Here is a 19,026-nt window from a genome sequence, read left to right on the forward strand (position 1 = left end):
ATCGTGCCCAGCACGCGCACGCCCGCCGATTCCCGCATCGCCGAGCTGGGGCGCGGCCGGTTCGTCTGGCCCATGCGCGGGGACATGCTCTCCACCTTCGGACCCAAGGGCACCGGCCAGCGCAATGACGGCATCAACCTCCGCGCCCGGGCCGGGGAGACTGTGCGGGCCGCCGCCGCCGGCGACGTGGTCTATGCCGGCGACCAGGTGCCGGGCTTTGGCAATCTGGTGCTCATCAAGCACGCCGACGGCTGGGTGACGGCCTACGGCCACCTGTCGCGGATCGACGTGAAGATGCAGGACAAGATCAGCCAGGGTCAGCAGATCGGCCAGGCCGGCTCCACCGGCGAGGTCACCGAGCCGCAGCTCCACTTCGAGGTGCGCTATGCGCCCACCCCGCAGGACCGGGCGCGACCCATCGACCCCATGCTGGTCCTGCCGCAGTAGCGCGTTGCGATCAGCTGGAGCCGGTTATCAGTTCATAACGCGCGTCCAACTGAGGACTCCGGGCCGTGATCCGACGTCCATGAAATCGGATCACGGGCCAGCCGGACCCGACAGGCTCAGAGGGGCAGGGGCTTTCCCTGCTCCCCGGCGAGGTCGCGGATGAACTGCCAGGCCACCCGGCCTGACCGCGCGCCGCGCAACTGGGCCCATTGCAGGGCCCGGCGCTCCAGCTGCGGGTCTTCCAGGCCATACTTCTCGGCATAGGCCGCGACCGCCGCCAGATAGGTGGGCTGGTCCATGGGCGGGAAGCCGATCCAGAGGCCGAAGCGGTCGGAGACGCTGATCTCCTCCTCGGCGTCCTCGGCCGTGGCGATCAGCCCGCGGTCCTCCTGGTGGCCGCGGGGCATCAGGTGGCGTCGGTTCGAGGTGGCCACGAACAGCACGTTCTCCGGCGGGCCGGAGACCCCGCCCTCCAGGGCCGACTTGAGCGCCTTGGCCGCGGCGGCGCCCTCTTCGAAGGACAGATCGTCGCACAGCACCACGAACCGCTCCTTGCAGGCGCGCAGGGCGTCGAACAGACCGGGCAGGGCGGTGACCTGGTCGCGATCCACCTCCACCAGCCGCAGGTCCGGCGCGGTCTGGGTCAGGGCCATGAAGGCGGCCTTGGCGATGGAGCTCTTGCCCGTGCCCCGCACCCCCCACAGCAGGACATGGTTGGCCGGCAGCGCCTGGGCGAAGCGCTGCAGGTTCTCCAGGAACCGCCCCTTCTGGCGATCGACCCCGATCAGCGAGTCCAGACCCAGGGGATAGTCCGGGGCCGGCGCAAACCCGCCCCTGTCCGGCTCATGGCGATAGAGCCGCGCCCGGCTGAAATCCAGGGCGGGCGGCGGCGGCGGGGCCAGGCGCTCCAGGGCGTCGGCGATGCGGGCGAGCAGGGGGGCGAGGGCTTGGTCCATGGCTCCGGTGCTTACCGCTCTTGCCCTGCATTGCAAAAGGGGGGCTCAGCGCATAGCTTCCGCCGACTTGAGAGGGGCCGATCCTGCGGCCCTGCCTGTTTGCCGGAGAGGCCATGTTCGCCACCCCCGCCTTCGCCCAGACCGCCGACGCCGCCGCCGCAGGCGGCATGGGCGCCATTCTGAGCCAGTTCCTGATCTTCATCCCGATCATCGTCCTGTTCTACTTCCTGATGATCCGCCCGCAGCAGCAGCGGATGAAGGCCCACCAGAAGATGGTCGCCGGCCTGAAGCGGGGCGATCAGGTGGTGCTGTCCAGCGGCCTGATGGGCAAGGTGGTCCGCGTCGAGGAACGCGAGGTCGGCCTTGAAATCGCCACCGGCGTGACCGTGAAAGTGGTCCGCGGCATGATCTCCGAAGTGCGTGTTCGGGGCGAACCCGCCGCGGCCAACGACGCCAAGTCCTGATTCCTCGCACCTCCAAGGGCGGCCTCGCCTCATGATGACTCTCTCGCGCTGGAAGATCATCGCCGTCGTCCTGGCGGCGATCTTCGGCGTCCTCTTCTCCCTCCCCAACATCCTGCCGCAGCAGACGCTCTCGGCCATGCCGGGCTTCTTTCCGCGGCAACAGCTGAACCTGGGCCTCGACCTGCAGGGGGGATCCCACCTGCTGCTCGAGGTGGACACCGAGGCCCTGCGGGCCGAACGGCTGGTCAATGTGCTGGAGGACACCCGCGTCACCCTGACCGGGGCGGGCGTGGCCTATTCGGACCTGCGTCAGCAGTCCGGCGAGGTCCTGTTGAGGGTCGCCAACCCGGCCGACCGTGACCGGGCGGCCCAGGCCCTGCGGGGCGCGCTGGGGGCGCCGCTCGCCGGCACGCCCGGCGGCACCGACATGACCGTGCGGAATGACGGGCCGGACGGCCTGCGCATCGGCTTCGTGCCCGAGGCGGTGAACGCCGAGGCGGCCAAGGCTGTGGAGCAGTCCATCGAGATCATCCGCCGCCGTATCGACGAGCTGGGCACCCGCGAGCCGACCATTATCCGCCAGGGCTCCAACCGCATCGTCGTCCAGGCGCCGGGCGAGAGCGATCCTGAGCGGCTGAAGAATGTCATCGGCCAGACGGCCAAGCTGACCTTCCAGATGGTGGACGAGTCCGCCGACCTGGAGGCCGCCGCCCAGGGCCGCGCCCCGCCGGGCTCGGAGGTGCTGCCGTCGGACGAGCAGCCGGGCTCGGTCCTGGTGGTGCGCCGCCGGGCGCTTGTGTCGGGCGAGATGCTGACGGACGCCTCTCAGGGCTTTGACGGCCAGAGCGGCCAGCCGGTGGTGACCTTCCGGTTCAACAGCGTGGGCGCCCGCCGCTTCGGCGAGGCCACCAGCCAGAATATCGGCCGCCGTTTCGCCATCGTCCTGGACGGCAAGGTGATCTCCGCCCCCGTCATCCAGGGCGCCATCACCGGCGGCAGCGGCCAGATCACCGGCAACTTCACCGTCGAGACCGCCAACGACCTGGCCGTGCTGCTTCGGGCCGGCGCGCTTCCCGCGCCGCTGACCGTGGAGGAGCAGCGCACCGTGGGCGCCGAACTGGGCGCCGACGCCGTTCGCGCGGGGCAGATCTCCACCACCGTGGGCTTCATCACCATTCTGGTCTTCATGGTGCTGGCCTATGGGGGCCTGTTCGGCGGGATCTCGGTGATCGCCCTGCTGGTCAATGCCCTGCTGATCATCGCGGTGATGTCGGTGACCCAGGCGACCCTGACCCTGCCGGGGATCGCCGGCCTGATCCTGACCCTGGCCGTGGCCGTGGACGCCAATGTGCTGATCTATGAGCGGATGCGTGACGAGATACGCGCCGGGCGGAGCGCCATCGCCGCCATGGACGCCGGCTTCTCCCGGGCCATGAGCAGCATCATCGACGCCAATGTCACCACCATCCTGGCCGCGCTCATCATGTTCCAGTTCGGTTCCGGACCGGTGCGCGGCTTCGCCTGGACGCTGTCGATCGGCGTCCTGACCTCGGTCTTCACGGCCGTGCTCGTGACTCAGGTGCTTCTGGCCCTGTGGTTCCGCGTGCGCCGTCCCAAGACCCTGCCGATCGTCTGAAGGACGCCGCCATGTGGCCCCTGATCAAGATCCTGCCCGCCAAGACCAACTTCCGCTTCGTGGGCTTCGCCCGCTATGCCGGCGTGGTGTCGGTGCTGGCCGCCATCGCCTCCCTCTTCCTGGCCCTCTACCCGTTCACCCCGCCCTGCGGGGGGCTGAACTGCGGCATCGACTTCAAGGGCGGGACGCTGCTGGAAATCTCCACCGCACCCGCCGATGTGGACCTTTCGGCCGTCCGGCAGAGGCTGGGGGCGATGGATCTGGGCGATGTCCAGGTCCAGGCCTTCGGCACGGCCTCTTCAGCCCTGGTGCGCTTCCAGACGCCTGAAGGCGAGAGCAACGAGCAGGCCATCGAAGAGGTCAAGGCCGCGCTGACCGAAACCCTGGGCGAGGTCAGCTTCCCCAAGACCGAAGTGGTCGGCCCCAAGGTGTCGGGGGAGCTGTTCCAGAACGGGCTCATGGCGCTGGGCTTCGCCATCGTCCTGATGCTGATCTACATCTGGTTCCGGTTCGAGCTGCAATACGGGGTGGGGGCGGTCGTGGGCCTGTTCCACGACGTCATCCTGACCTTCGGTCTCATCGCCCTGATCGATCTGGAATTCTCGCTCACCAGCATCGCGGCGATCCTGACGATCATCGGCTATTCGATGAACGATACGGTGGTGGTGTTCGACCGTCTGCGGGAGAACCTGCGCAAGTACAAGCGCATGCCGCTGCGCGATGTGATCGACCTGACCATCAACGAGACGCTCTCGCGGACCGTCATCACCGGCCTGACCACCATCTTGGCCCTGGGCGCCCTGGCCATCTTCGGCGGGCCGACCCTGTTCGGCTTCTCGGTGATCATGATCTTCGGCGTGGTGATCGGCACCTACTCCTCCATCTATGTGGCGGCCCCCATTATTCTGCTGTGGGGCGTGCGCCGGGATGACGAGGAGGCTGAGCCCCTGCCGGTCCGGACCTGATCGTGGCGCGCGACGCGCCGGCCATCGACTCCTTCGGCCCCGGGGGATTCCGGGTGGCAGGGGTCTGGCGGCCGGGTTCCCTGCTCATCGTGCGCGACGTCGCCAGCGCCTGGAACGTGCGCGCCCTGGCCGAGCTGACGCCGGACTCGCTGTTTCCCGTGTTCGACGCCGGAGCGCGGGAGGTGGAGTTCCTGCTGCTGGGCACGGGCGCGGCCAACGGCCTTCCCCCGCGGACGGTGCGCACCCTGCTTCAGCGTGGGGGGATCGGCCTCGAATACATGGACACCGCGGCTGCGGCGCGCATGTACAATGTGCTCACAGCCGAGGGCCGGCGCCTGGCCTGCGCCCTCATCGCCATCTGAGGCGCCGCCCGCGGGGCGCCAAAGGACTGGACTTGGCGCGCAAATTGCCCCGCCATAGGCTTGGCTATGGGCAAGATCGGGGAAACGCCATGCAAGGGCTCCTATCCAACTTCCGTAACACCATGATCCTCAGCGGCCTGCTGGCCCTGGTGATGATCGCGGGCTATCTCGGCCACCACGGCTCGGCCGACGTGATCTTCGTCCAGGCGGCGCTGCGCTGGGTGCACGTGGTGGCAGGCATCCTTTGGATCGGCCTGCTGTACTATTTCAACTTCGTCCAGATCCGGAAAATGCCGGACATTCCGCCGGAGATGCGCCCGGCGATCAGCAAGCATATCGCTCCGGAGGCTCTCTTCTGGTTCCGTTGGGCGGCGGTGGTGACCCTGCTGTCGGGCCTGCTTCTGGCCTGGAGCCGGGGCTATCTCGTGCCCGCCCTGACCCTGGGGGCTTCTGAGGGCTTCGTCTCGGCCCAGCACACCTTCATCGGGGTGGGCATGTGGTTGGCGACCATCATGTTCCTCAATGTGTGGCTGTTCATATGGCCCAATCAGAAGATCGCTCTCGGCATCGTGGAGGCCGACGATGCGGCCAAGGCCAAGGCCGGACGCACCGCCATGCTGTTCTCGCGGACCAACACGCTGCTGTCCCTGCCGATGCTGGTGACCATGGCCATGAACCAGACGGTCTTCGGCTGAACGCCGAACCAGGCTAAGCCACGGGCCCGCCGTGCCGGCGGGCCCGTTCGCGTTTTCCAAGAGCCTGATGCGATCTGACGGAACCGTCAGATCGTTGAATCAGGCTCTAAACCCAAAGACTTGAGCGCGTTTCTTTCCGATAACCGGTTCCCACTTATCGGAACGCGCTCTAGGCCCATGACTGAACCTGCCGACGCTCCGCCCGAAGACCTCGACGCCCTGGTGGCGCGGGTCGATCCCGACCGCTGGCTGTCGGGCCGACTGATCGCCGATCGGGCGGTGCGCGAGGAGGTGATGGCCCTTTACGCATTCGACCACGAGCTCGGCCGCGCACCGAAGGTGGCGTCCAACCCGCTGTTGGCGGAAATCCGCCTGACCTGGTGGCGCGAGGTGCTGGACGAGGTGTTCGAGGGCCGCCCTGTCCGCCACCATCCCACGGCCCAGGCCCTGGCCCGGCTGATCGCCCGCCATGGCTTGAGACGAGACCCCTTCGAGCGGATGATCGACGGGCGCTATCGTGAGCTCGAGGCCGGACCCATGACCGCCGAGGAGGCCGAGGCCTGGGCCCGCGCCACCGCCGGCGCGGCGGCGCAGATCGCCGCGACGATGCTGGGCGGCGCGCAGGCGGACGGCGTCCGGGCCGAAGCCGCAGCCGCCCTCTGGGCCCTCTCGCGCCGGCCCGAAGGCCTCGCCCCCGAGACACAGGCCCGCCTGCGCCGGGAGGCGCGCGGCCTCAGCGTGGAGGCCTTTCCCGCCGCGGCCCACGGCGCCCTGGCGCGGCTCTATGGGCGGCCCAAGGCCCCGGGCGCCCTGGCGCGGCGGCTGGCCGTCACCCTGGCGGCGCTGACGGGGCGGATCTGAAACCTATTCGGCGGCGAGCGGGCGCTCGACCCCCATCCAGGCGGCCAGGTCGGCCAGGGCGCGTTCGCCCATCAGCCGCTTCTTGGTGCGGCCACGCTCCTTGGCGCCCAGGCGGCGGCCCTCGGCGTCGCGCTTGGGCGGCTCCAGGGGCGGCAGCAGGCCGTAGTTGATGTTCATGGGCTGGAAGGAACCCGCGCCTCCGTCCAGATGGCCGCCGGTGATGTGGCCGATCAGTCCCCCCAGCGCCGTGGTGGCCGGCGGCGGGGCGAGCGGCCGGCCCAGGCGCTCGGCGGCGGCGAAGCGCCCGGCCAGCAGGCCGACGGCGGCGCTTTCCACATAGCCCTCGACGCCGGTCACCTGTCCGGCGAACCGCAGACGCGGCTCCACCTTCAGGCGCAGCTGCCCGTCCAGCAGGCGCGGGCTGTTGATGAAGGTGTTGCGATGCAGGCCCCCCAGCCGGGCGAACACGGCCTTTTCCAGCCCCGGGATCATCCGGAAGATGTCGGTCTGGGCGCCGTGCTTCAGCTTGGTCTGGAAGCCCACCATGTTCCACAGCGTGCCGAGCGCATTGTCCTGGCGCAACTGGACCACGGCATAGGGCTTGTCGTCGGGCCGGTGGGCGTTGGTCAGGCCCACGGGTTTCATCGGCCCGTGACGCAGGGTTTCACGCCCCCGCTCGGCCATGACCTCGATGGGCAGGCAGCCGTCGAAATAGGGGACATGCTCCCAGTCCTTGAACTCGGACTTCGGCCCGGCCAGCAGGGCGTCGATGAAGGCCTCGTACTGGGCCTTGTCCATGGGACAGTTGATATAGGCCGCCGCATCGCCGCCGGGGCCGACCTTGTCATAGCGCGACTGCCGCCAGGCCACGTCCATATCGATGGAGTCGAAATTAACGATGGGGGCGATGGCGTCGAAGAAGGACAACTGGCCTTCGCCCGTCCGCTCCAGGATGGCCTGCGACAGGGCCGGCGAGGTGAGGGGACCCGTGGAGATGATCACGCTGTCCCAGTCCTGGGGCGGCAGGCCGGCCACCTCTTCCCGGGCGACGGTGACCAGGGGGTGGGCCAACAGTCTCGCGGTGACCGCCTGGGAGAAGCCCTCGCGGTCCACGGCCAGGGCGCCGCCGGCGGGCACCTGATGGGCGTCGCCGCAGGCCATGATCACCGAGTTCAGTGCCCGCATCTCGGCATGCAGCAGGCCCACCGCATTGCCCGCCCAGTCGTCGGCCCGGAAGGAGTTGGAGCAGACCAGTTCGGCCAGCTGGTCGGTCTGGTGCGCGTCGGTGCCGCGGACGGGACGCATCTCATGCAGAATGACCGGGACGCCGGCCTGGGCGATCTGCCAGGCGGCTTCGGAGCCCGCCAGGCCGCCGCCGATGACGTGAATGGGATTGTTGCTCATGGGCGACCCCTTACCAATGATCCGCCGACTTCGCGAGCCGGCCCTTGCAGTCGCTCGCCCCGCCGCCCTAGTTTCCGCCTGAAGAGGGTGGTGACTCAAGGGCCTGGGCCCGGCAGACCGTGCGCCGCCCAGGAGCGACCATGACCACCTTTTCCGCCGGCGAAGCGGCCTTCGAAGGCTTCAGGCTTTCCCGCGAACAGCCCCGAACCATTCTCGTCTGGGCCATCTTCCATTTCGTGGTGTCGGTGGTCAGCGCGCTGGTCCTCATTTCCATGAGCGGCGACGTGCTCGAACTCATGGAGCGCAGCGACGAGCTGACTCCGGACGAGGTGACCCAGATGATGATGGGCCTGGCGCCCAGCACCGTGGTGCTGGCGCCCCTGGGGCTGGCGGTCATGGCGGTGATCGCCGCGGCGGTCTATCGCCTGCATCTGCGCCCGCAGGAGGCGGGGCTGGGCTATCTTCGGCTGGGGGCGGACGAGGTGCGGCTGGCGGCGCTCACCATCATTTACTACTTCCTCTCGTTGATCGGTCTCCTTGCCCTGATCTTCCTGTCGGGGGTCGCGGCCGGCATAGCCGCCGTCATCGGGGCCGGGTCGGGAGGCCTGGTGGCCATCGGGGTGTTTACCTTCTGCCTCGGCCTGTGGCTCTTCACCCTGGTGCGGCTTTCCCTGGCGCCGGTGATCACCTTCGATACGCGCAGGCTGTCGGTGTTTGAGTCCTGGCGGCTGACCAAGGGGCGCTTCCTGGGCCTGTTCGGGGCCTATGTGCTGGCCGTGGCGACCATCATCGTGGTCAGCCTGCTGATGATGGTGATCTTCACCGCCGTGGCCGGCGTGATCACGGTCATGGGCGGCGGCAGCATCCAGGACGTCAGCGCGGTCTTCCAGCCCGACCTCAGTTCGGTGGGAGCCTATTTTTCCGTCCAGACCGTCGCCTATCTGATCTTCAACGCCCTGATCATGGCGATTTACTACCCGGTCCTGCTGTCGCCGCAGGTGGTGGCCTACCGCGCCTTCCGCGAAGCGCCCTGAGCGTCGCGGAAGGCGGGGCTTCAGGTCCGAGGTCTCAGGCCGAGGCGCTGGGGCGGGCCGACACCCGCTTATGCCAGGCCGCCAGATTGGCGTATTCGGGGTTCATCTCCAGCCCGATCCAGGCGGCGAAATCCACCGTCGACAGGGCGCAGATGTCGGCGACGGTGAAGTCGTGGCCAGCGATGTAGTCCCGGCTTGCGAGCTCGCGGTCCAACCACTTCTGGGCGCCGGCATAGGTCTCGCGGTTGGACTCTCCGAACTCCTTGAACTGGTTCAGCAGAGCCGCGGTGAAGGGGTGCGCGTGGCGCCAGTAGTTGCCCACCGGCATCATCAGGACGAACTCGATCCGGCGAACCCACATGTCCACATGGGCCTTCTCCAGGGGCGTGCGCCCGAAGAGCGGCGGCTCGGGATGGGTCTCTTCGAAGTATCGGCAGATGGCCACCGTCTCGGAAATGGTTGAACCGTCGTCCAATTCGAGGGTGGGGATCTGGCCCAGGGAATTCTTGGCCCGGTACTCGGACGACTTGTGTTCACGCTTGCGCATGTCGACCGTCGTCTCCGGAAGGTCGATGCCCTTCTCGGCCAGGAAAATGCGAACGCGACGGGGGTTCGGCGCCGGCATGGGCGCGCCATAGAGGATCATCATCGACTCCAATCATCAAACGAATGGAGCGACGCTATTTCGAACGGGCGTTTACGGGAAGCCTGACCTTACGTCAGGCGAGGCTCCCGTCGAACGCCCGAGCTCAGGCGCTCTTGCGGCGGGCCAGGCGGCGTTCCTCGTGGCGGTCCAGCAGTTCCTTCAGATAGCGGCCGGTCCAGCTCTCGGGCGCGGCGGCCACCTTCTCCGGCGTCCCGACGGCGACGATCTCGCCCCCGCCGTCGCCGCCTTCAGGCCCGAAGTCCAGCAGCCAGTCGGCGGTCTTGATGACGTCGAGATTGTGCTCGATCACCACCACCGTATTGCCCTGGTCCACCAGCTCGTGCAGCACCTCCAGGAGCTTCTGGATGTCCTCGAAATGCAGGCCGGTGGTGGGCTCGTCGAGTATGTAAAGCGTCCGGCCGGTAGCGCGCCGCGACAGCTCCTTCGACAGCTTCACCCGCTGAGCCTCGCCGCCGGAAAGCGTGGTGGCCTGCTGGCCCACCTTCACATAGCCCAGGCCGACGCGCTTGAGCGTCTCCATCTTGTCGCGCACTGGCGGCACGGCCTTGAAGAAGTCGGCCGCCTCATCGACGGTCATGTCCAGCACATCGGCGATGGACTTGCCCTTGAACTGGATGTCCAGGGTCTCGCGATTGTAGCGCTTGCCCTTGCACACGTCGCAGGTGACGTAGACGTCGGGCAGGAAGTGCATCTCGATCTTGATGACGCCGTCGCCCTGGCAGGCCTCGCAGCGACCGCCCTTGACGTTGAACGAGAAGCGCCCCGGCCCATAGCCCCGGGCCTTGGACTCCGGAAGGCCCGCATACCAGTCGCGGATCGGCTGGAAGGCGCCGGTATAGGTGGCCGGGTTCGAGCGGGGCGTCCGCCCGATGGGTGACTGGTCGATATCGATGACCTTGTCGAAGTGCTCCAGGCCCTCGATCCGCTCATGGGGGGCCGGCGCGTCGCTGGCGTTGTGCAGACGCCGCGCCGCGGCCTTGTAGAGGGTCTCGATGGTGAAGGTGGACTTGCCCCCGCCGGAGACGCCGGTGATGCAGGTGAAGGTCCCCACCGGAATCTCGCCGGTGACGCCCTTCAGGTTGTTGCCGGAGGCGCCGATGATGCGGACCATCTTCTTCTTGGAGATGGGCCGCCGGTCCTGGGGCACGGCGATCTCGCGGGCGCCGGACAGATATTGGCCGGTGACGCTGCGGGGATTGGCGATGACCTGTTCGGGCGTGCCCTCGGCCACCACAGTCCCGCCGTGGACGCCGGCCGCAGGACCCATGTCGATCACATAGTCGGCGGTGAGGATGGCCTCCTCGTCGTGCTCCACCACCAGCACCGAATTGCCCAGGTCGCGCAGGCCCCGCAGGCTGTTGAGCAGGCGGGTGTTGTCGCGCTGGTGCAGGCCGATGGAGGGCTCGTCGAGGACGTACAGCACGCCCGTCAGGCCCGAGCCGATCTGGCTGGCCAGACGGATGCGCTGGCTTTCCCCGCCCGACAGGGTGCCGGAATTGCGCGACAGGTTCAGATAGTTCAGCCCCACATCCACCAGGAACCGCAGCCGGTCATTGATCTCCTTCAGGATGCGGCGGGCGATCTCCATCTGCTTTTCGCTCAGCACCTGTTCCAGGGCGGCGAACCATTCACGGGCGTGCTGGATGGAGAGGCGGGAGACCTCGCCGATGTGGCGCCCGTCGATCTTCACGGCCAGGGCCTCAGGCTTCAGGCGGTAGCCCTCGCAGGCCTCGCAGGGAGTTTCCGACTGGAAGCGGCCGAGTTCCTCGCGCACCCAGGCGGAGTCGGTTTCGCGCCAGCGGCGCTCAAGATTGGGCAGAACGCCTTCGAAGGTCTTGTTGACCTCATACTTCCGGGCGTTGTCGTCATAGACGAAGTGGATCTTCTGGCCCTTGGAGCCGTGCAGCACCACTTGGCGGGCCTCTTCCGGCAGCTTCCACCAGGGCTCGTCCATGGAGAAGCCGTAGTGGCGCGAGAGGGCCTGCAGGGTCTGGGTGTAGAGGGGCGAGGGGCCTTTCGACCACGGCGCCACAGCGCCCTTATGGAGCGGCTTGTCCTTGTCCGGGATCACCAGGTCGGGGTCGAAGGCGAGCTTGGCTCCCAGGCCGTCGCAGACCGGGCAGGCGCCGAAGGGATTGTTGAACGAGAACAGGCGGGGCTCGATCTCGCTGATGGAGAAGCCCGAGACGGGGCAGGCGAAGCGCTCGGAGAAGATGATCCGCCGCGGCTCGCTCTCGCCCTCGGCGACATCCGCCCACTCGGCCACGGCGATACCGTCGGCCAGGCGCAGGGCGGTCTCCAGGCTGTCGGCGTAGCGCGCCTCCTGGTCGCCACGCGTGACCAGACGGTCGACCACGATGTCGATGTCGTGCTTGAACTTCTTGTCGAGGCTCGGCGCGTCTTCGATGGGGTAGAACTCGCCATCGATCTTCAGCCGCTGGAAGCCGGCCCGCTGCCACTCGGCGATCTCCTTGCGGTACTCGCCCTTGCGGCCGCGCACCACCGGCGCCAGCAGATAGAGGCGCGTGCCGTCGGGAAGGGCGGTGAGCTTGTCCACCATCTGGCTGACGGTCTGGCTCTCGATGGGCAGGCCGGTGGCCGGCGAGTAGGGCGTGCCCACCCGCGCCCAGAGCAGGCGCATATAGTCGTGGATCTCCGTCACCGTGCCGACGGTGGAGCGGGGATTGCGGCTGGTGGTCTTCTGCTCGATGGAGATGGCCGGGGACAGGCCCTCGATCAGGTCCACATCGGGCTTGCTCATCAGCTCCAGGAACTGGCGGGCATAGGCCGAGAGGCTTTCCACGTAACGCCGCTGGCCCTCGGCATAGATGGTGTCGAAGGCGAGCGAGCTTTTGCCCGATCCCGAAAGGCCGGTGAGGACGACCAGCTCCCCGCGGGGAATGTCGACGCTGACGTCCTTCAGATTGTGTTCCCGCGCGCCGCGCACGCGGATGAAGTTCAGCTGATCGGCCATGATTGTCCTGGAAACCCTGCCGGCCGCCGCGGTTCCGGCCAGCCGGCTTCTATGTAGTGCCCAGACTCACAGATAACACGAGAACAAGGCGGGAACAAAGCCCTGGGTCAGCGGGTCGCCGCGGCCTGGATCACCTCCATCACCCGCAGCACATTGCCCCCCCAGAACTTGTCCAGGTCCGACTGGGTGAAGCCCGCCGCCACCAGGCGCTCGGTTAGCGCGGGGAAGGCGGTGACGTCCTCCAGCCCGACAATGCCGCCGCCGCCGTCGAAGTCGCCCGACAGGCCCACATGATCGATCCCCACCGTGTTCACCACATGGAGGATGTGGGCCATGAGATCGTCGAGATTGGCCTGGGGCAGGGGATAGCGAGCCTCGATCGCCGCCCGCTCGGCCAGATAGGCTTCCCGCCGCTCGGCGGGCACGTCGCGCTGCGGTCCATACTTGGCGTTCAGGGCGGCCATGGCGGCGATGCGCTCAGGGATGCGGGGGGTGTCCACCATGTAGCCGGAGAAGGCGTTGATCTGGATGACGCCGCCCTTGGCCGCCAGCTTGCGCAGCAGGTCGTCGGGGATGTTGCGCGGATGGTCATAGACCGCCTTCACCCCCGAATGGGACAGGATCAGCGGCGCCCGCGAAAGTTCCAGCATTTGGTCCAGCGCCGCGTCGGAGGCGTGGCTCGGGTCTATGACGATGCCCAGGTCGTTGGCGTGGCGGACGAACTGCCGGCCCTTTTCGCTCAGACCGTTCCACTCCGGGCCGCCGGGATCGGTGGAGGAATCGGCCAGGTCGTTGTTGGCGAAGTGGACGGGCCCCATCATGCGCACGCCCAGCTTGTAGAAGCTCTCCATCAGGGACAGGTCGCCGGCCAGGGGCGCGCCGTTCTCCAGGCTGATGAAGACGAACTTCTTGCCCTCGGCCACCGCCGTCCGGGCCTGGGCCGGCGTGGTCACCAGGGTGAAGTGCTCGTGATGACGGGCGGTCATCTGCAGGATCTCGGCCGTGCGTGTGAGGGCGTGATCGCGGGACCACATGTCGGCCACGGCGTCCCGCCCGCGCTGGGGCGTGAAGACCACGAAGACCCCGCCGTCCACCCCGCCCTCGACCATGCGCGGATAGTCCACCTGGGTGCCGTCGATGGCGTAGTCGTGCCGGTCCATGATGCTCCACCCGGGCGCGGAGAAGTTGGCCGGGGTGTCGAAGTGGGTGTCCAGGACGATGGCCGCCTCATGCATCTCCCGTGGGGTCTGAGCGAGGGCGGCGGCGGGCAGGGACAGGACGATCAGGCTGGCGAGCAGGGCGCGAGGATGCACGGCGGGCGACTCCGGAAAAGGCGAGGGGGCAGTTAGGGGCGCCCATGGCCCAGGTGCAATGGCGTCCTGCCCGCCCGTGGCCGCGAATTGCGCAACTGCCGTCCTGCGACTATCTGAGAGCGCCAAGCCAAGGAAGGAGCCCTGACATGCGCCAAGCGACGCTCGACCGCCTCGCCCTGCACGCCCATGTCGCCGGACCGCTCCATGCCCTTCGTCACCCTCGATCAAGTCTCCTGCCGCACGCCTGACGGTCGGCTGCTCTTCGAAAACCTGACCCTGGCCCTGGGGGCTGAACGAACCGGCCTGGTGGGCGCCAATGGGTCGGGCAAATCGACCCTCATCCGCCTGATCCTGGGCGAGGCCCGTCCGCAGGCAGGCAGCCTTTCGCAGGTCGGGCGCGTCGGCGTGCTGCGTCAGCGCGCGGGGCCGCCGAGCGGGACGGTGGCCGACCTCCTCGGCCTCTCCGCGGAGCTGTCGGTCCTGAGACGCATCGCCCAGGGCGAGGCGTCGGACGAGGACCTGGAGACCGCGGACTGGGCGCTTGAGCCCCGCCTGACCGCAGCCCTCGACGGTCTGGGCCTCGGGGGGCTGGATGTCTGGCGTCCGGCCGCCAGTCTCAGCGGCGGGGAAGCGACCCGCGCCGCCCTGGCCGGACTGATCGCCACGGCCCCGGACCTGCTGATCCTGGATGAACCCACCAACGACATGGACGCCGCTGGTCGCGCCCTGGTGGCCGAGGCTGTCGCGTCCCATCGCGGCGGGGTGCTGGCGGCCAGTCACGACCGCGCCCTGTTGCGGGGCATGGACCGCATCGTCGAGCTCTCACCCCAGGGGGTTGGCTTCTATGGGGGCGACTATGACCTCTTCGCGCAGCAGAAGGCGGACAGGGCCGAGGCCGCGGCCCGTCAGCTGGACGCCGCGCGTCAGGAGGCGGCCCGCGCGGTCCGCCAGATCCGCTTGGACCGGGAGCGGCAGGCCAGGCGGAACGCTGCGGGACGGCGCCTGGCGGCCAGGGGCGGGGAGCCGAAGATCCTCTTAGGCGCCCGGGCGGCCCGGGCGGAGGCGACCTCAGGCCGGGTGGAGCGTCTGGCCGCGCGACGGGAAGCGAACGCCGCCGAGCGCCTGGCCCAGGCGCAGGCCCGGATCGAACGGGCCCGGCGACTGGGATTCGACCTGCCCGCCACCGGCCTCGCCCCGGGCCGAACCCTCCTGTCGGCCGAGGGCCTGGAGGTGCGCAGTCCGGACGGACGCCTGCTGGTGCGCGACCTTGACCTGCACCTGGCCGGTCCCCGGCGGGTCGCCGTCTGCGGCCCCAACGGCTCGGGCAAGTCCAGTCTCCTGCGGGTCCTTTCGGGCCTGGCGCCGCCCTCGGGAGGGGAGCTTCGCCTGGGGGTGACGCCCCGGTACTTCGATCAGCAGCTCGGCTTTCTGGCTCCGGACGAGACCCTGCTGGAGGCGTTCCTGCGCCTGAACCGCGGGGCGACGCGCCACACCGCCCAGGCGGCCCTGGCGCGGTTCCTGTTCCGCAACAGCGCCGCCGAGCGCAGGGTCGCCGACCTCAGCGGCGGAGAGCGGCTGCGCGCGGCGCTCGCCTGCGTGCTCATGGCGCCGGAGCCGCCGCCCTTCCTGGTCCTGGACGAACCCAGCAACCACCTCGACCTGGACTCCCTGGCGGCGGTGGAGGCGGCCCTGGGCGCCTATGACGGCGCCCTGCTGCTGGTCAGCCACGATCTCGACTTTCTGGAGGCGGTCGGCGTCGAGACGCGGCTGGACCTGGCCTGACGCGGCGCGCGGGGCTGAGGCTCGCGGAACGTGGGGCCGTCAGCCAGGATCCGGCGTCTCGTGCGGTGCGCGGCGGACGACGCGCCTGAAGACGCCGTTGGCTCGGGCCACCGCCCTGCCGTCGGCGCGGGCGAAGGCCTGGGCGAAGCAGAGGGTGGCGCCGGGACGCACAAACTCCGTCTCGAAGGTCAGCCATTGGCCGATCTGGGCGCTCTCCAGGAAATCGACGCTCATATTGACCGTGACCATGGACGCGTCCCCGCCCACGGCCTGGACGCAGGACAGGCCCATGGCGTTGTCGCATAGGGCCATGATCAGACCGCCGTGGACGAAGCCGCGACCATTGACATGCGCCTGACCGGCCCAGAGGCCCAGGACGATCGCCTGGGCCTCCTTCCGCGCATAGATGGGCGCCCAGGGATCGGTCAGCGGACTGCGCCGCTCATGCAGGGCGAAGCCCTCCGGGGCGGCCGGAGTCATGCCGCCGCCAGCCGCGCCAGACTGGCCATGGTGCCCAGGCAGGCCTCGGCCGCCTCCCGCCCCTTCACCACGAAGTGCTCCCGGAAGAAGTCGTGGTGGACCTGATGGTCATGGAAGTGATGAGGCGTCAGCACCACGGAGAAGATCGGCGTCTCAGTGGCCAGCTGGACCTGCATGAGGGCGGCGACGACCGTCTCGGCGACGAATTCATGACGATAGACGCCTCCATCCACCACGAAGCCCGCAGCGACGATGCCGGCGTATCGGCCGGTCCGGGCCAGGCTCTGGCAATGGAGGGGAATCTCGAAGGCCCCCGGGGTTTCAAAGCGGTCGATCCGGTCGGTCCCGAAACCCTCTCGCCCCATGGCGTCGGCGAAACCGACATAGGCCTGATCGACGATCTCGCGGTGCCAGAGCGACTGAACGAAGGCGATCCGTGCGGCCCGGTAAGCGCCGTTGGCGGTGGGAAATTCGAAGGCGGCTTCAGTCATGGTCATATCCCCTGATGGGTTGGAGCAACCACGACTCAGGGGCATCGCCGACCAGCACGCGAAGGGGCGTACGCCCCCCGGCGCTGTCGACGGTTCTCATAACCGGACTATGACCGTCGGCCCCGGGATCACACCGGGTCTGCTCGTCCCTGGAGCCGTGAGGCTCCAGGCGCCCGCGGGCTCGTCCAGACGCTGGCGCCTGGCATTACCGCCGGTGGGGAGTTTCACCCCGCCCTGAGAACGTAGATCGCCAGATCACCTGGCGACCGGACCAGACTACCGCAATGGGAGGGTCAAACAAGCGTTTGTCCGGCGCCTCCTCGGGCGTCCTAGGCGCGCTGGTTCAGGGTGATGGCCGTGGCCGCCGTTCGTGAGGCGCCGGCCGAGCCGGGGCCGTAGCCAGCGGTCTCGCCCCGTTGGCTGGCCACCTCGTCGGCGATCGCCTTGACGAGGCCCTCGGTGACGGTGCGGGCGGCCTCTATGGCGCGCCCCTGGCGGGCAAGGACGGCGTCGAAGGCCTCGGTGGCCCGCGCCAGCTGGGTGCGCAGGGCCAGGGGCGCCGAATTCACCAGCGAGGTGTCCGCCCGGATCCGCGCCGATTCATGCCGGTAGAGATTGGCCAGGCGGGTGGTTTCCTCCAGCACCTCGGCGGCGGCCTGAGGCCGGCCGTCCTCGAACGCCTGGGCGCTGCGGGCCACCAGGTCGGTGAGGCGTTCGGTGAGGATGATCAGCTGTTCGACCCGGTCACGGGGGTCGAGGGCGGCAATCGCCATGGTCTCAGTCCTCGCTCAGGCCCTGGAGTTTCAGCATTTCACGGGCCACCGTGTCGGCGATGCCCAGGCCGCCGCTCTTCACCGTTTCCTCGGCGAACGCCTCGGTGAGGAAGGAGCGGAACATCTGTTCCCCCTGACCGCCGCCGAAGGGCGCCGGCGCCTCGGTGGCGGTGAACATCTGCTGCATCATCATCGACAGGAAGGCGGCTTCGAACTTGGCCGCCGTCTCTTCGATCCGGCCGCGGCGGGCCAGGCCCGCGGTGTCCCCGGCCTGAGGCTCCACGGCGGGCAGGAAGGGGAGAGGGGAGAGGGGGGAGACGCTGGTCATCACATCACCTCGATGTCGGCCTGGAGGGCGCCGGCGGCGCGGATGGTCTGCAGGATGGAGATCATGTCCCGGGGCGTGACGCCCAGGGCGTTGAGGCCTGACACGAGGCTGGAGAGGGACGCCCCGCTGTTGACCGTGAGGAACTGCTTGCCGCGCTCCTCCTCCACATCGATCACCGTCTGCGGGACGACCACGGTGCGGCCGTCGCTGAAGGGAGCGGGCTGGCTGACCATGGGGATCTCCTGGACCCGGATGGTCAGATTGCCCTGGGCGATGGCCACGGTGGAGACCCGGACATTCTCGCCCATGACGATCACGCCTGACACCTCGTCGATCACCACCTTGGCCGGGGCGTCGGGCTGGACGGCCAGGTTCTCCACCTGGGCCATGAAGGCGGTCATGTCGAAGCCGGCCGGGGGGCGCACCGCCACGATGGTGGGGTTCTGCGCGAAGGCCGTGCCGGGGAACTGGCGATTCACCGCGTCGGCGATCCGCCGGGCGGTGGTGAAGTCGGGGTTGCGAAGGGTCATGCGCATCTGGCCCATGGAGGCCAACTGGAAGCCCAGCTCCCGTTCCACCAGGGCGCCGCCGGCGATGCGGCCGGCCGTGGGCACGCCCTTGGAGACGAACGAACCCGAGGCGCCCCCAGCAGAGATGGAGCCGGTCTGGACGGTGCCCTGCGCCACGGCATAGGCCTCGCCGTCCGCCCCCATCAGAGGGGTGACCAGCAGGGTGCCGCCCTGCAGGCTCTTGGCGTCCCCCATGGCCGAGACGGTGGCGTCGATGGGCGAGCCTGCGGCGGCGAAGGCCGGCAGCCGCGCCGTGACCATGACCGCGGCCACGTTCTTGGTGTTGAGGTTGGCGTCGCGGGTGTTCACCCCCAGACGCTCCAGCATGGCTTCGAGGCTTTGCCGGGTGAACGGGGCGTTGCGCAGGGAATCGCCGGTGCCGTTCAGGCCGACCACGATGCCGTAGCCCACCAGCATGTTGTCCCGCACGCCCTCGAACTCGACGATGTCCTTGATCCGGGAGCTGGCGAGCGCCGGACCCGCCGCCAGGCTGGCGGCGAGGAGCAGGGCGCTGAAGAGGCGGAAGCGTCTGGACATGGCGGCTCGCGAACTTGGAACAGTCGCGCCACGCCCTGCCAGCGGCGTGCCATCATGCTTAACGGGCGGGAATCCTTTAAAATCAATCGCCTGATCTGAGATGCGCAGGCGGCGCCCTTGGCCCGGTGCAGAAATTGCCCGGCATTAACCATACTCTAAGCGGCGACGAGCACCTTGGCCCCATCGGTATCTCGGCGTGATGTGAGACGCATGAAAGTCAGTGGTTCGGGCGGCCCCGGCGCCGCCTCGGGTCCGGGGCGATCCCGGCGGGCGGGGAGCGGCCAGGGC

Annotated in this window: 19 protein-coding genes and 1 riboswitch; of the genes, 9 read left to right on the forward strand and 10 right to left on the reverse strand. The window is 68.7% G+C overall.

Features of this window, described 5'->3' with window-relative positions; genetic code table 11:
• Positions 1-447 (forward strand): murein hydrolase activator EnvC family protein (locus V7D28_RS06835; RefSeq protein ID WP_333586624.1); only part of this gene is annotated, 447 nt, incomplete at its 5' end.
• A 116-nt stretch (positions 448-563) separates the two neighbouring features.
• On the opposite strand, the gene V7D28_RS06840 is transcribed toward V7D28_RS06835, so the two are convergent.
• A complete protein-coding gene (locus V7D28_RS06840; RefSeq protein ID WP_333586625.1) occupies positions 564-1,403 on the reverse strand; it encodes an ATP-binding protein in 840 nt (279 codons plus the stop codon).
• Between the two features lie 113 nt (positions 1,404-1,516).
• On the opposite strand from V7D28_RS06840, the gene yajC reads away from it, so the two are divergent.
• The 6 genes from yajC to V7D28_RS06870 all read left to right on the forward strand — a co-directional run bounded on the left by yajC (position 1,517) and on the right by V7D28_RS06870 (position 6,386).
• Positions 1,517-1,867: a preprotein translocase subunit YajC gene (gene yajC, locus V7D28_RS06845; protein ID WP_333586626.1), complete on the forward strand. Its 351-nt coding sequence runs from the start codon at positions 1,517-1,519 to the stop codon at positions 1,865-1,867.
• Between the two features lie 31 nt (positions 1,868-1,898).
• On the forward strand, positions 1,899-3,503 hold the full coding sequence (secD, locus tag V7D28_RS06850) for a protein translocase subunit SecD (RefSeq protein ID WP_333586627.1): 1,605 nt from the start codon (positions 1,899-1,901) through the stop codon (positions 3,501-3,503).
• Between the two features lie 11 nt (positions 3,504-3,514).
• On the forward strand, positions 3,515-4,468 hold the full coding sequence (gene secF, locus V7D28_RS06855) for a protein translocase subunit SecF (protein ID WP_333586628.1): 954 nt from the start codon (positions 3,515-3,517) through the stop codon (positions 4,466-4,468).
• 2 nt (positions 4,469-4,470) lie between these two features.
• Positions 4,471-4,830: an Mth938-like domain-containing protein gene (locus V7D28_RS06860; protein ID WP_333586629.1), complete on the forward strand. Its 360-nt coding sequence runs from the start codon at positions 4,471-4,473 to the stop codon at positions 4,828-4,830.
• Between the two features lie 89 nt (positions 4,831-4,919).
• The gene (locus V7D28_RS06865; RefSeq protein WP_333586630.1) at positions 4,920-5,525 is read left to right on the forward strand and encodes a urate hydroxylase PuuD; all 606 of its coding nucleotides are present in this window, start codon (positions 4,920-4,922) and stop codon (positions 5,523-5,525) included.
• Between the two features lie 177 nt (positions 5,526-5,702).
• Entirely contained in the window at positions 5,703-6,386 is a 684-nt protein-coding gene (locus V7D28_RS06870; protein WP_333586631.1) for a squalene/phytoene synthase family protein, read from the forward strand.
• Positions 6,387-6,389: 3 nt separating this feature from the next.
• Here V7D28_RS06870 and trmFO read toward each other — a convergent pair whose 3' ends face one another.
• Positions 6,390-7,790, reverse strand: coding sequence for a methylenetetrahydrofolate--tRNA-(uracil(54)-C(5))-methyltransferase (FADH(2)-oxidizing) TrmFO (gene trmFO, locus V7D28_RS06875; protein ID WP_333586632.1), 1,401 nt, complete (start codon positions 7,788-7,790; stop codon positions 6,390-6,392).
• A 140-nt stretch (positions 7,791-7,930) separates the two neighbouring features.
• Between trmFO and V7D28_RS06880 the strand changes: the two genes are divergently transcribed.
• Entirely contained in the window at positions 7,931-8,824 is an 894-nt protein-coding gene (locus V7D28_RS06880; RefSeq protein WP_333586633.1) for a hypothetical protein, read from the forward strand.
• Positions 8,825-8,858: 34 nt separating this feature from the next.
• Here the strand turns inward: V7D28_RS06880 and V7D28_RS06885 are convergent, their stop codons facing one another.
• From V7D28_RS06885 to V7D28_RS06895, 3 genes are all read right to left on the reverse strand, one after another.
• A complete protein-coding gene (locus V7D28_RS06885; protein ID WP_333586634.1) occupies positions 8,859-9,470 on the reverse strand; it encodes a glutathione S-transferase family protein in 612 nt (203 codons plus the stop codon).
• 103 nt (positions 9,471-9,573) lie between these two features.
• Positions 9,574-12,465, reverse strand: coding sequence for an excinuclease ABC subunit UvrA (gene uvrA, locus V7D28_RS06890; RefSeq protein WP_333586635.1), 2,892 nt, complete (start codon positions 12,463-12,465; stop codon positions 9,574-9,576).
• Positions 12,466-12,572: 107 nt separating this feature from the next.
• Positions 12,573-13,778: a dipeptidase gene (locus tag V7D28_RS06895; protein ID WP_333586636.1), complete on the reverse strand. Its 1,206-nt coding sequence runs from the start codon at positions 13,776-13,778 to the stop codon at positions 12,573-12,575.
• A 204-nt stretch (positions 13,779-13,982) separates the two neighbouring features.
• Here V7D28_RS06895 and V7D28_RS06900 point away from each other — a divergent pair, with 204 nt between their 5' ends.
• The gene (locus V7D28_RS06900; RefSeq protein WP_333586637.1) at positions 13,983-15,560 is read left to right on the forward strand and encodes an ABC-F family ATP-binding cassette domain-containing protein; all 1,578 of its coding nucleotides are present in this window, start codon (positions 13,983-13,985) and stop codon (positions 15,558-15,560) included.
• A 39-nt stretch (positions 15,561-15,599) separates the two neighbouring features.
• On the opposite strand, the gene V7D28_RS06905 is transcribed toward V7D28_RS06900, so the two are convergent.
• From V7D28_RS06905 to V7D28_RS06925, 5 genes are all read right to left on the reverse strand, one after another.
• Positions 15,600-16,040 carry a PaaI family thioesterase gene (locus V7D28_RS06905; protein ID WP_333586638.1) on the reverse strand — a complete coding sequence of 147 codons (441 nt, stop codon included), beginning with the start codon at positions 16,038-16,040 and terminating at the stop codon, positions 15,600-15,602.
• Entirely contained in the window at positions 16,037-16,531 is a 495-nt protein-coding gene (locus tag V7D28_RS06910; protein ID WP_333586639.1) for a 6,7-dimethyl-8-ribityllumazine synthase, read from the reverse strand. Before V7D28_RS06910 ends, V7D28_RS06905 begins: the two co-directional genes overlap by 4 nt.
• Positions 16,532-16,619: 88 nt before the next feature.
• Positions 16,620-16,777, reverse strand: a riboswitch (FMN riboswitch).
• 83 nt (positions 16,778-16,860) lie between these two features.
• Positions 16,861-17,304 (reverse strand): flagellar basal body protein, encoded by a 444-nt coding sequence (locus V7D28_RS06915; protein WP_333586640.1) that lies wholly within the window; start codon positions 17,302-17,304, stop codon positions 16,861-16,863.
• 4 nt (positions 17,305-17,308) lie between these two features.
• A complete protein-coding gene (locus V7D28_RS06920) occupies positions 17,309-17,632 on the reverse strand; it encodes a rod-binding protein (RefSeq protein WP_333586641.1) in 324 nt (107 codons plus the stop codon).
• Positions 17,632-18,738: a flagellar basal body P-ring protein FlgI gene (locus tag V7D28_RS06925; protein ID WP_333586642.1), complete on the reverse strand. Its 1,107-nt coding sequence runs from the start codon at positions 18,736-18,738 to the stop codon at positions 17,632-17,634. The genes V7D28_RS06920 and V7D28_RS06925 overlap by 1 nt, the downstream gene beginning before the upstream one ends.
• Between the last annotated feature and the right edge of the window lie 288 nt (positions 18,739-19,026).

The organism is Phenylobacterium sp. (assembly GCF_036723115.1).
Lineage (GTDB): Bacteria > Pseudomonadota > Alphaproteobacteria > Caulobacterales > Caulobacteraceae > Phenylobacterium.

Bases quoted from the DNA above. Each gene is read 5' to 3' on its own strand.
- V7D28_RS06920 (WP_333586641.1), bottom strand. From the start codon at position 17,632: ATGACCAGCGTCTCCCCCCTCTCCCCTCTCCCCTTCCTGCCCGCCGTG.
- uvrA (WP_333586635.1), bottom strand. From the start codon at position 12,465: ATGGCCGATCAGCTGAACTTCATCCGCGTGCGCGGCGCGCGGGAACAC.
- trmFO (WP_333586632.1), bottom strand. From the start codon at position 7,790: ATGAGCAACAATCCCATTCACGTCATCGGCGGCGGCCTGGCGGGCTCC.
- secF (WP_333586628.1), top strand. From the start codon at position 3,515: ATGTGGCCCCTGATCAAGATCCTGCCCGCCAAGACCAACTTCCGCTTC.
- V7D28_RS06840 (WP_333586625.1), bottom strand. From the start codon at position 1,403: ATGGACCAAGCCCTCGCCCCCCTGCTCGCCCGCATCGCCGACGCCCTG.
- V7D28_RS06905 (WP_333586638.1), bottom strand. From the start codon at position 16,040: ATGACTCCGGCCGCCCCGGAGGGCTTCGCCCTGCATGAGCGGCGCAGT.
- V7D28_RS06865 (WP_333586630.1), top strand. From the start codon at position 4,920: ATGCAAGGGCTCCTATCCAACTTCCGTAACACCATGATCCTCAGCGGC.
- V7D28_RS06885 (WP_333586634.1), bottom strand. From the start codon at position 9,470: ATGATCCTCTATGGCGCGCCCATGCCGGCGCCGAACCCCCGTCGCGTT.
- yajC (WP_333586626.1), top strand. From the start codon at position 1,517: ATGTTCGCCACCCCCGCCTTCGCCCAGACCGCCGACGCCGCCGCCGCA.
- V7D28_RS06870 (WP_333586631.1), top strand. From the start codon at position 5,703: ATGACTGAACCTGCCGACGCTCCGCCCGAAGACCTCGACGCCCTGGTG.
- V7D28_RS06915 (WP_333586640.1), bottom strand. From the start codon at position 17,304: ATGGCGATTGCCGCCCTCGACCCCCGTGACCGGGTCGAACAGCTGATC.
- V7D28_RS06900 (WP_333586637.1), top strand. From the start codon at position 13,983: ATGCCCTTCGTCACCCTCGATCAAGTCTCCTGCCGCACGCCTGACGGT.
- V7D28_RS06925 (WP_333586642.1), bottom strand. From the start codon at position 18,738: ATGTCCAGACGCTTCCGCCTCTTCAGCGCCCTGCTCCTCGCCGCCAGC.
- V7D28_RS06880 (WP_333586633.1), top strand. From the start codon at position 7,931: ATGACCACCTTTTCCGCCGGCGAAGCGGCCTTCGAAGGCTTCAGGCTT.
- V7D28_RS06910 (WP_333586639.1), bottom strand. From the start codon at position 16,531: ATGACTGAAGCCGCCTTCGAATTTCCCACCGCCAACGGCGCTTACCGG.
- secD (WP_333586627.1), top strand. From the start codon at position 1,899: ATGATGACTCTCTCGCGCTGGAAGATCATCGCCGTCGTCCTGGCGGCG.